At 53.5% G+C, this 11,795-nt stretch carries 10 protein-coding genes; all 10 read right to left on the reverse strand.

Going from position 1 to position 11,795, the window contains the following annotated elements; genetic code table 11:
• Positions 1–73: 73 nt before the first annotated feature.
• The gene (locus J5224_RS01810; RefSeq protein WP_264623729.1) at positions 74–769 is read right to left on the reverse strand and encodes an ABC transporter ATP-binding protein; all 696 of its coding nucleotides are present in this window, start codon (positions 767–769) and stop codon (positions 74–76) included.
• On the reverse strand, positions 762–1,541 hold the full coding sequence (locus tag J5224_RS01815) for an ABC transporter ATP-binding protein (RefSeq protein WP_264623730.1): 780 nt from the start codon (positions 1,539–1,541) through the stop codon (positions 762–764). Before J5224_RS01815 ends, J5224_RS01810 begins: the two co-directional genes overlap by 8 nt.
• The gene (locus J5224_RS01820; RefSeq protein ID WP_264623731.1) at positions 1,531–2,574 is read right to left on the reverse strand and encodes a branched-chain amino acid ABC transporter permease; all 1,044 of its coding nucleotides are present in this window, start codon (positions 2,572–2,574) and stop codon (positions 1,531–1,533) included. Before J5224_RS01820 ends, J5224_RS01815 begins: the two co-directional genes overlap by 11 nt.
• Positions 2,574–3,473: a branched-chain amino acid ABC transporter permease gene (locus J5224_RS01825; protein ID WP_264623732.1), complete on the reverse strand. Its 900-nt coding sequence runs from the start codon at positions 3,471–3,473 to the stop codon at positions 2,574–2,576. Before J5224_RS01825 ends, J5224_RS01820 begins: the two co-directional genes overlap by 1 nt.
• 24 nt (positions 3,474–3,497) lie before the next feature.
• Positions 3,498–4,580, reverse strand: a complete 1,083-nt coding sequence (locus tag J5224_RS01830) for an ABC transporter substrate-binding protein (protein WP_413544635.1) — start codon at positions 4,578–4,580, stop codon at positions 3,498–3,500.
• A 497-nt stretch (positions 4,581–5,077) separates the two neighbouring features.
• A complete protein-coding gene (locus J5224_RS01835) occupies positions 5,078–6,106 on the reverse strand; it encodes a substrate-binding domain-containing protein (RefSeq protein WP_264623734.1) in 1,029 nt (342 codons plus the stop codon).
• 29 nt (positions 6,107–6,135) lie between these two features.
• Positions 6,136–7,545, reverse strand: a complete 1,410-nt coding sequence (locus J5224_RS01840) for a sucrose-6-phosphate hydrolase (protein ID WP_264623735.1) — start codon at positions 7,543–7,545, stop codon at positions 6,136–6,138.
• Positions 7,545–8,915 (reverse strand): sucrose-specific PTS transporter subunit IIBC, encoded by a 1,371-nt coding sequence (locus J5224_RS01845; protein WP_264623736.1) that lies wholly within the window; start codon positions 8,913–8,915, stop codon positions 7,545–7,547. Before J5224_RS01845 ends, J5224_RS01840 begins: the two co-directional genes overlap by 1 nt.
• Before the next feature lie 72 nt (positions 8,916–8,987).
• Positions 8,988–10,502, reverse strand: coding sequence for a carbohydrate porin (locus J5224_RS01850; protein WP_264623737.1), 1,515 nt, complete (start codon positions 10,500–10,502; stop codon positions 8,988–8,990).
• 163 nt (positions 10,503–10,665) lie between these two features.
• Positions 10,666–11,592, reverse strand: a complete 927-nt coding sequence (locus tag J5224_RS01855) for an aminoimidazole riboside kinase (RefSeq protein WP_264623738.1) — start codon at positions 11,590–11,592, stop codon at positions 10,666–10,668.
• Between the last annotated feature and the right edge of the window lie 203 nt (positions 11,593–11,795).

Below are 11,795 nucleotides of genomic sequence, written 5' to 3' on the forward strand. Positions count from 1 at the left end.
TACCTACAATTATGTGAGAGCGCATGATTTCCGCTCACGCGGAAATCATGCGTAAAAGGGCTCTCGTGCGGGATCATCCCCCGAGATACATCCGTTTCACCTCAGGGTTAGCGAGAATATCCGCCGCCGCACCGTGCAGCACGATGTTACCATTCTCCAACACATAGGCACGATCGGCGATTTTCAATGCCGCCGTCGCGTTCTGTTCCACCAGCAGAATGGTCATGTTCTCCTTCTGCAACTGCTTGATGATGTTGAACACCTCACCCACAATCTTCGGTGCCAAGCCGAGGCTGGGTTCATCCAGCATCAGCAAGACAGGCTCGCTCATCAGGGCGCGCGCAATCGCCAACATCTGCTGCTCGCCGCCGCTCATGGTGCCCGCCATCTGATGACGGCGCTCTTTTAAGCGTGGAAACAGGGCGTACATCTTTTCGCACAGATAATGAAAATTGACCGGGTTGTTGTACGCCCCCATTTTCAGGTTTTCTTCAATCGTCAGGTTGGTGAACACCTTGCGCCCTTCCGGCACCAGCGCCAGCCCTTTACGCACAATTTGGTGCGTTTGGCTGTGCGTAACCTCTTCATTGAGAAAGGTCACCGTGCCCGACGATTTCACCATGTTCAGGATGCCGCTCAGCGCCGAGGTTTTACCTGCGCCGTTACTGCCGATAAGCGTAACGATTTCGCTGTTGTTGACCTCGATATCGATGCCTTTCAGTCCCTGAATCAACCCGTAAAATACCTGTAGATTTTCGGCCTTAAGCATAGTCGATGTCCCCCAGATAGGCGGCGATCACCGTTTTGTCGTTGATCGCATCCTGCGTCTTTCCGCTAAACAATGGCTTGCCGTAGTCCAGCACCATGACGCGCTCACACAACGTATTCACAAATGACATGTCATGTTCGATCAACAACACCGTCAGTTTGAAGTCATCGCGCATTTTGAAAATCAGCTGTGCCAGTTCGCTGGTTTCTTTTGGGTTCATGCCGGCGGCGGGCTCATCCAACAGCAGCAATGATGGTGACGTCGCCAATGCACGGGCGATCTCTACCTTGCGCTGATTCCCGTAGCTGAGGTTAGTGGCCAGGGCATTAGCATGCTGGGCAATACCGATGTACTCCAGAATCTTCATCGCGTCTTCTTTGGCTTTGCGTTCTGCCGAAAAGAAACGCCCCATATGCAGTGCCGCTTCAATAAATGAGTAGTGAATCGCGCGATCGAAACCGATCAGGACGTTCTCCAGCACGGTCATGGAACCGAACAGGCGGATATTTTGAAACGTGCGCGCAATCCCCTTGTTAACCACTACATTAGGTTTAAGCCCAGTGATGGTGGTATCCCCTAAACTGACGCAGCCCGAGGTCGGGTTATAGTTCGAGGTGATCACGTTGAACAGGGTGGTTTTGCCCGCACCATTCGGGCCGATAAGCCCAAAAATCTCGGCTTCATTGATGCTGAAACTGACGCCATCAATCGCGCGTAGCCCGCCAAACTGCATCACAATGTTGTCGACGTTAAGAACCGTTTTATTTTCCATGACGGCGCTTCCTGTTGATTTCCCAAATCTCTTGTTTTCCCAGCAGCCCTTCGCGGGCAAACAGCATGATGACCAGCAGCACCAAGGAGAACACCACCATACGTAAGCCGGGGTGTGAGCCCAGATCCTGACCGAACAGGTTCAGCGGCTGATCGAGGAAGCGCAGCCATTCACCGCTACCTACCACAATGATGGTGCCAAGGATCGCCCCGGTGGTGCTGCCCAAACCACCCAGCACGATGATGATCAGCAGTTGGAACGTCAGCATGAAGTCAAACAGGTCGGGCGAAATAATGGTCAGCAGCGATGCCAGCAGGCCACCGCCGATACCTTCGAAAAAGGCGCTGGTGGCAAAGGCATAGGTTTTCATGCGAAAGGTGTTGATGCCCATGGCAATCGCCGCATCTTCATCATCACGCACTGCTTTCATGGCGCGGCCGTATTTGGAATACACCACCTGCAACACCAGCACGATGGCGGCCAGCGCCACCAATCCACACCAGAACAACATATTGCTGGCCTGAGGGATCTCGTTGATGCCGATAGCACCGTTGGTGATTTGCGGGTTATTGATCGCCAGGATTTTGATAATAAAGCCAAAACCCAAGGTCACAATTGCCAGGTAGTCGCCGCGCACCCGGAACACCGGGAACGAGAGACACACCGCCAACACGGCAGCACACAGGCCGCTGATCAACAGAGCCGGTAAAAACGAAGTATGGATAGCCAAAATGAACGGGCTGGGCGCGGCCATTTCGTACATGTTGGTTTTGGCATCGGCGGTTAACAGCAAAATCGCCGTCACGTAGGCCCCTACCGCAACAAAGCCGTTTGGTTCCAGAGAGAGCTGCCCGGTGACGCCGTTAATCAGGTTATAGCTCACCGCCAATATCATAAAAATGAATATGTTGCAGATAATGCGGATGATGTAGTCGTTAAACAGGTTCTGGAAAACGCTCAGCATCAACACACTGACCACCAGCAGCGCTGCATAACAAAAAAGCTGAGAGAGAGACGTGGCTGGCATTTTCATCAGAAGCGACTCCTTTCCAACCGTTCGTCGCCCATGATGCCGACCGGTCTGAATAACAAAACCAAAATCAAAAACATAAATGCAAAGGCGTCTTTATAGCCCCCCAACTCCGGCACAGCGGCAACTGCCACCACTTCGGTGAACCCCAAAATAAAACCGCCGATCACTGCGCCTGTGACGCTGCCGATCCCGCCGAGTACTGCTGCGGCAAAGGCTTTCAGACCGATCAATACCCCCATTAGCGGATCGATGGTGGGGTAGCTGGTGGCGTAGAAAATCCCGCCGAGCGCCGCCAACGAGCTGCCGAGCGCAAACACGAAGGCGATGATATGGTTGGCATCGATCCCCATCAGGCGCACGGTGTTGACATCGAAGGCCACGGCGCGGATCGCCATGCCTTGTCGGGTGCGGTAGAGAATGAACAAGATCCCGGCCAGCAATACCAACGTCACCAGCGGCACAATCCAGGCCACGTTGGTAATGATGATGCTGCCGAACGTGATAGTACGGTTGAAAAACGGCGGCGTTTCAAAGAAACGCGGGCTACCGCCGAACAGCACGTTGAACAGGTTTTCCAAAAAGAAGCTGACACCGATGGCGGTGATCAGCATGGAGATTTTTGACGCGCCGCGCAGTGGTCGGTAGGCAATCTGATCGATACAGACCCCGAGCAGCGCAGAAAACAGCACGGCAAACAAAATTGCTGCCCCGAAGGGCAGCGCAAAATAGGTGGTACCAAACAGGGCAAGAAATGCCCCCACCATCATGATATCGGCATGGGCAAAGTTGATCAGACGCAGTACGCCATACACCATGGTATAACCGATGGCGATCAGCGCGTACATACTGCCCAAACTCATGCCGTTAACGACCTGTTGGAAGAAAATGGCTGCATCCATTTTTTAATCCTTATTTTCCCGCGATTACGGGTTTACCACCGTTTTGAACGCCAGTTCGCCGTTTTTCACTTCGTTGATCACCGCGCTGCGGATAGCGTCGCCATCTTTCAGCGTCAGCGTGCCGGTGATGCCGGTGAAGCCGCTGGTAGCACGGATTTTGTCATTGACGCAGACACGATCTTTCGGGTTATCACACTGGTTCATGGCATTGATGATCATCTTGTAGGCATCGGCCGTCATCGCGCCCCAGGTGTGGGTCGGTTCGCTGTATTTTTCCGTCCAGGCTTTGATGAATTTCTCCCCTTCCGGCGTTTGCTCTTTGGCATTCGGTGAGTAGTAATCGGTGGTCATGTAACCTTCTACCGCATCCTGACCCAGTTTAAAGAACACCGGATCCGCAGCCAGACCGTCACCGCCCACGACCGGCACCTTCAAGCCCAACTGCTTGGCTTGAACCGCAATCAGCGCCCCTTCGGTGTAGTAGATCGGCATGTAAATCATGTCGACATTTTTGGCTTTGACCGAGGAGAGTTGGGCTTTGAAATCTTTGCTGCCGCCCGGTGCCTGCACTTCGATAGGAATAGTGCCGCCGTTTTTCAGGAATTGAGTACGGAAGGCTTTGGCGAGGCCAACGGAGTAGTCGTTGCTGCTGTCATACATAATCGCCGCGGTTTTGGCACCCAGATCGCGTGAGGCCAGGTTAGCGCCGACAATCCCCTGGAAGCTGTCAGAGAAGCACACGCGGCTCACATATTGACGGCCACGGGTGACGCGGTCGTTGGTAGCGGTGGGAGAAACCAGCGGCGTTTTGGTGTCTTCCGCCATTTTGGTCATCGCCAGCGTGTTGGTAGAGGTGACTTCGCCGATCACCGCATCGACTTTATCGCTCGAGACCAGACGTTGCATGGCGTTAGCCGCTTCTACCTTGTCGCTTTTGTCATCGATAATGATCAGTTTGACGGTATCGCCATTTTTCAGCGTCGGCTCCATGCTGTTTACCAGCTCAACGCCTTTCTGAGAGGGCTGACCATATCCGCTGAGCGGGCCGCTTAACGGTAACACTACGCCGATTTTAATTTCTTCCGCCATGACGTTGGCGGCACCCATGACAGAGGAAACCAATGCTGCTGCTACCGTCAGTTTGACCAGTTTGTGATTCATATCATCGCCTCATCAGTAATAAGAGATTACGTCCCTTTAGTAGAATGGAGCCACAGAGTTGGCCCAGTGCGTCGATCAGTTAGCGTGCCACAGGGATATATTCTGTTAGCGAAGAAAGAATCAGCAACAAATGTGCCAGAAGTAAAAAGCAGCAATCAATTGATTGATTATCATGGATAAAACAAGAGAAGGAATGCGAGATAATGGGCAATTAAAAAAGCACCGTTGAGTCGGTTGCACCAATTCGATTCGTGCATGCCAGCTAAAAGTGCAGCCAGCCAAAATATAACTTTTTATTAAAAATCAATTAACCTTTTTGTCAGTCATCGTCCTTATTCTTATTTTCGATACCGATGAATGCTGATCCCATGCTAATTCGTTATCACGTTTATATTTCAACATGGGCAGTATTCATCGGGTTGTTAAATGCTACAAAAATACCATTAGTCCCTATTTTTATTTTCTGCCTCATGACGCCACTGTAAGGTTGCGGGCAAATAACGTTGCAACGCGCTGGGCTCTTCATCATTGACTAACTGCGTAATCATTTCGAAGCAGTGATAGGCCAGTTGGCGGCAATCCTGTTGCACGGTATCGATACGAATAGACAGCGAATCATACAGATAATGATCGTCGAAACTCGCCAAATGAATATCACTATTAAGCAGGTTGTGTTGGCTCATATAGCGCAGTACCCCTTCGAGCAAACCACAGGCGGCGGTAAACAAGGCCTTGGGTGGGCGCCCGAGCCGTGCGCATAATGAAGCGAACATCTCATAGCCGCTGCTGGGGTGGTAATTGCCATGAATAATCCATTCCGGTTTCAGCTCAACACCGGCACGTGCCAAACCCTGTCGAAACCCTTCCAACCGATCTCGCGTAGGTGACAGGCGGGATTGCCCACCAAGAAAATAAAATTCGTCAGGGTGCTGGCGCGCAATACGCTCAACCAATTGGGCGGTAGGCGTGATGGAATCCGTGATCACCAGCGGCAGCGTGGTGTCATTCATGTGCCTGTCGAACAGCACCACCGGCAGTTGCTCATTGAGCTTGATATAATCACTGTCACTCAACATGCTGGATGCCACAATCAGCCCATCCACCTGACGTGCGACCAGATTGTTCACCACCACCGTTTCCTGACCGGGGTTCTCATCGGTACAGGAGATCAGTAGCTGTAGCCCCGCTTCCCGACACAAGTTCTCCAGTTCGTGAGAAAAAACCGCAAACCCATAGTTGGTGATTTCTGGCACCACCAGCCCCAGCGTATGACTGCGGTTATCGCGCAGCAGCCGCGCATGAATACTGGGTTGATAATGCTGCTGCTGAGCAATAGTCAGGACGCGTTCGCGCGTTTCCTGCGCGACACGCAGCTCTTTACCGCGCCCGTTAAGCACCAGACTGGCGGTTGCCTTGGAGACGCCTGCCAGCGCGGCGATATCACTAATGGTGATGCGTTTGGTTTTTCTCACAACAATGCGTCAGTTAGTAAAATAATCCCTTATTCTACCATGCATGATCGCAACGACCAGTAGCGCGCTCGCAGATTCGTACCACCGCTCAACACCAGAGTGGCAGGATGCGCAGGGAAATAGCGGCTGCTCATCACCCCTTCCCCGCCGTTAATAAAGATTTCTACGCTGGAGCGATCGCACAAGATGTGCAATTCGCGCACGTCTCCCGGCCAATAGCGGTATTGCCACTCGCCGGTCATGCGGCTAAGCCTTGCCAGACGCAGGCCATCGGGTTGCCACGTCAGTATCAACGTGTCGGCAAAATTGAGCATGACCGGCCCTTGACCAGCAAGCTCCAACTCCAGAGCCTGTGCATCCAGCACCGGAGCGTCATCAGCCAACCCCTGCCAGTGTTGCTCATCCTCACGCAGCCCTTGTAATTCACGTATTGGACGTTGGTAAAGCTTGCCATGGCGTTGCGACAGCTCGCGCACGCAGGTCATCTGGTGGATCCAGCCGTACGCGGTGGTAGGTTGGGACATCTCTTCACCATCCGGCACGCCCATCCATCCCACCAGCAAACGTCGCCCGTCTGCGCTCTGCGTCGTTTGCGGAGCGTAAAACTCAAACCCGGCATCCATCTCCACCAGCGGGCCATGGTGGTATGTGGCACTGTCATAATCGAGCGCACCGCACACATAGGCGCTCGGGTAACTGTTGAGAAAACGCTTCTCTTCCCGCGCCACGCCCTGCGGGCAGACAATCAGAAAATCGTTATCCCCCAGAGTGAAAAAGTCAGGGCACTCCCACATGAATCCGGCATCGCCAAGCCCGCCGATGCCGCTACCGGCTATCTCACCCAACCGTTGCCACTGCATGAGATCGTCAGAGCGTAGGAGCAACACCTTTCCCTGTTTTTGCTGGTCCTGCGCCCCCAGCACCATGTACCACTGCTGCTGGTGATACCACACTTTCGGATCGCGCACGTGACCGGTGTAGCCTTCCGGCAGTGGGATAACCGGCCCCCGCTTATCGAAACCGCCGTTGGCATTTTGTACCGCCAGACACTGCCAGGCCGTGCGCTCACCGTTATCAAACTTGACGTTGCCGGTGTAGCACAGCGTCAGCATGCCGTGATTGTCCACCGCGCAGCCGGAGTAACAGCCGCTGCGATCGTACTCACTGTCCGGCATCAGCGCGATAGGCTCATGCTGCCAGTGCAGCAGGTCGGGAGAACTCCAATGCCCCCAGCATTTATTGGCATGCTGGCAGCCCAGGGGATTCCATTGATAAAACAGGTGATAACGCCCCTGGAAGTGAATAAAGCCATTGGGATCGTTCAGTAATCCGGTCACCGGCGCCAAATGCCAGCCGGGATAGTGACTGTCTTGTTGAGCCCGTAATTGACCTTTCATCACTGCCTGCAAAATGGCAGGCAACAGAGGCTGTCGCGTCATTACTCTGAATCCGTTTTATATTTGAGCAGATAAGAGACAACAAAGGCCGTCCCGAAAGCGATGACCATCCCGATGATATAATTCATCAACGAATTGGCCTGTACGATAGCCATGCCCGGTATGCCGGTTAATCCCACGGCCGTCATGTACACATGCACAGAAACCACCCAGGCACCGCCTGCCGCCCCCCCGATCAATGCCGCAATAAACGGCTTCATAAAGCGCAGATTGATACCGAAAATGGCCGCCTCCGTAATCCCCAGCAGTGCGGAAAATGCGGAAGGCAGCGCAATCGCTTTGATTTTCACGTCACGGGTTTTAAACCATACCGCCAGGCAAGCCCCGCCCTGTGCCACGTTCGCCATTGCCCAGATAGGCAACAAAAAGTTGACACCAATCGACGGATTGCCGAGCAGCCCGGCTTCAATGGCATGGAAACTGTGGTGCACCCCGGTAATCACAATAGCGGAATAAAGCCCACCAAACAGCAATCCTGCCAGCCAACCGGCGTGCGCGATCAGGGTGCTGAGCACAAACGAGATGCCATCTCCCAGCGCGCGGCCCGCAGGCCCGATGATCAGCAAGGCAACAAACCCGGAGATAATCACCGTGAGGAAAGGCGTCAGGATAAGATCGAGTGCATCAGGAATCACCCGGCGCAGTTGCCGCTCCACGATACTCATAAACCACACTGCCAGCAGAACGGGAAAGACCGTGCCCTGATAGCCAATCATCGCCACTTCAATGCCGAAAAAGTTCATAGTATGGAAGCCAGCAGCCACTCCCCAGGCGTTCGTGAGCGCAGGGTGCGTCAAAATCCCGCCAAGCGTAGCACCGAGATAGGGGTTACCGCCAAACTCACGCGCTGCGGTAAAGCCGATCAAAATAGGCAGAATGATAAACGCGGCGGAACTGCACATATCCAGCATGATGTAGAGGGCATTATCGGCACTCACCCACCCATAGGTTTTCACCATGCCAAGCAGGCCCATCAGCAAACCGGAGGCAACGATGGCAGGGATAATCGGCACAAAAATATTAGAAAGCAATCGGGCCACACGCTGGAGCGGATTCAGTTTGCGCGCAGCCATTTTCGCGGCGTCGGCTTTGCTGGTTTCCCCCATCCCCGTAACCTGAATCAGTGCGGCATAGACCTTGTTAACAATTCCGGTACCGAAAATAACCTGCAGCTGTCCGGCATTACGAAAACATCCCTTAACCCCGTCGACTTTACCGATAGCCGTAATATCCGCCTTGGCATCTTCCACCAGGACCAGGCGCAGGCGCGTCGCGCAGTGCGCGGCGCTGGCAATGTTCTCTTTTCCGCCCAGTAACGGCAACAATGACCGGGCAATCTGTTCAAAGTCCATAGCAACCTCTGTGTTTTCGTTATTGTCGTTGTCAGTACCCTGGCGAAGTCGCCTTCGCCAGGGTGATGTCAATCAGAACCAGGTTTCCATCTGTACGCCAAAATTCCACTCGCCGCCGGCGACAAAACCATTGCTGCCAAAGCTATCGCTTTTGGCATAGTTATCCAGCCGGTGATCCCAATCCATCCAGGTAGCAAACAGACGGATCTCGGGACGCTTGAGGAATTCGCCAATGTCTCCGGCTTTTAGCGTCGGTGCGACGGTAAGCTTGTAGAAATTACCGTTTACCGCATTGCGACTGTTGTAGCCCTGCGGCCGCAAATCCATATATTGATAGCTGCCTTCATATTGCATTTCAAAGTTACTGGTGATTTCTTGAATCAGCCTCAGGTTGAGGGTTGCCCATTCGTAGCTATCCCCTTTTACGTAGCGATCCTTGCTGGTCTGCGCCAGCAGCGCGGGGGCGATGTGCCAGCCGCCGCCGAGGGGAGTGATACCGTAGCTCGCCAGCCGCCAGGTATTCGCGTCTGGCAGCAGGGCACCGTCAGAGCCTATCGACTTCACCTCAGCCCCCAACCCGTGCCCGTACAGCAACGCGGTTTTTGAGCTCCCTTCGCGCACGCCATAGAAACTCTCATTGTGCAATCCCAGCAGCGCGTGGACCCCATTGTTAGCAGCATCATGTTTCACCAGATGATTATCCAGATCGCGTCGCTCATCGTTATCCTTGGCACGCATACCACTAACCATCAGTTGAACCGGTCCCTGGAAGTGATTGAGGCTAAGAATGTAATTCTGCGCCGTATTTTCGCGGTTCTCGATGTCCCCAAAGGTACGGCCATAAACCGAGAAATTGCTACGCGCGTTATCATCCCAACGCATATCGTAGATACCGGCACCGGTTCCTGCGAGGAATACCACATCGGAATCAATCCAATGGATATCGAAGTTATCGCGATCGAAGCGTTTCCCCGCCCACACCGTACTGTCTTTAAATGCCCCGGTGAACGTCGGCAAATGACCCAGTTCAGTAAACGCCTGACGCAGGTTGAGATCGCTGCTGGAGGCTGTCCAGTCGTTATAACTGCGCTGTCCATCGGCCAGCATCACCTTGAAACGGGTCGTGGCGCCACTTGCCAATGTCTGTTTATGTTCAAGATTTAATTCAACGTAGGTATCCGGTTCATTGCCCAGACGTCCGACATGACCACCGGTTTCTCCCGCAGGCGTCACCGAGGGGCCGCCCTGTGTTTTTGCCGCTGAATTGTTCATCAACAGGCCGGAGCGTGCATAGCCATGGAACTCGAAACCGCCCTTGTCGCTGGCCTTCTGCTCTAGCTTCGCCGTGCGCTGCTCAACCTGCGCCGTGGTGGTTTGCGTTTTCTGCTGCACGGCAGCCAGCTCACGTGCCTGCTTTTCCGCCGCATCAGCCCGGTTTTCAGCCATGCTCGCGCGCTGCTCTGCGGCCTGAAGCCGCTGCTCCAGGGCCATCAGGCGCGCTTCAATACTGCTCTTGCCGGAATCTGCAAGGGCAGTACCTGAGCCCATTAACAAGCCGAGGGTGAGAGTAAGAGTACTTTTTTTCATTATTGTGTCTCCCTAAGGAAGCATAAGTATCGGTGCATTAACTGGCTAAACCGGTTTAGGTGGAAATCATAGACAGGGTTATTTTTTCCGCGCAATGAAATTTGCTAAACCGGTTTAGTCATTGTGAAGCAAGTCGCAAAATGCCGATCGAATGCGAGGTTCCTCAGGGAAGCTGTTGCTGAAGTTGTTCAAGATAAGGCAGCGCAGTCATTGCGCCTTTTGCTGTGGTTGCCAGTGCACCGCAGAGCTGTGCGTAGCGAAGGTGTTTGGCGAGCGCGCTCACATCGTGTGGCAAACCGTGTTCAGCCAATCCCCACAGCAGCCCGGCGACAAAAGCATCTCCAGCGCCCGTGGTATCCACACTCTCCACGGGGAACGAGGGATAATGGTGAATTTCACCGTTAAACCACGCGAGCACGCCAGACCTACCCTGAGTGACCAATAACAGTCCGATGCCATTTTCCTGCGCAAGCCTGGCCATACTATGCGGTACGTCCTCACTGCCGGATATAAACAACCGTTCCTCCTCCGACAGCTTCACCACATCAGCCAGAGGCAGCGCCTGGCGCAGACACGCTCTCAGTAACGTTTTGTCTGGCCAGAGATCTTCACGGATATTCGGATCGAAACTGACGAAACCACCCTGAGCGCGCATCCGCGCCATTGCGGTATAGGTTGCCGTACGCGATGGCTCGGCAGACAGGGCTATCGAACAGGCATGCAGCCATTCGCCGGTCTGAAAAGCAGGTAAATCCGCAGTTTCAAGAAACAGATCGGCACTCGGGCGCACCATAAAGGTAAATGAGCGCTCCCCCTGTTCGTCCAGTGCAACAATCACGGTTGAGGTACGGTGCGCAGAATCGCCACACAGAAAGCGGATATCAACCCCCTCTTCGTGTAATGTTTGCCGCATAAAATGACCAAAGGGATCGTCCCCCACGCGGCCAATAAAACTGCTACATCCCTTCAGCCGCGCAATGCCCACGGCCACATTGGCAGGCGCACCGCCGGGGCACTGTAACAGCCGGCCCTGGCCTTCAGGGAGTAAGTCCACCACCGCATCGCCCAGCACCCACACTCTTGCCGTCATGATTGTCTCCTAATAAACCGCAAGCTAAACATTAATTAAAACGGTTTAGCTATGCAATAGACATTCAGTGCGCCTCGGCAAAATCAGCATCCAATATTGTGATACCGGTCACAATAAATGCATAAAATATTCATGCTGTTATTATAATAACGAGATGCATATCACAATCATTTTTTAATACAACACCGTGATTATCTCTATTA

This window comes from Candidatus Symbiopectobacterium sp. NZEC135 (genome assembly GCF_025962695.1).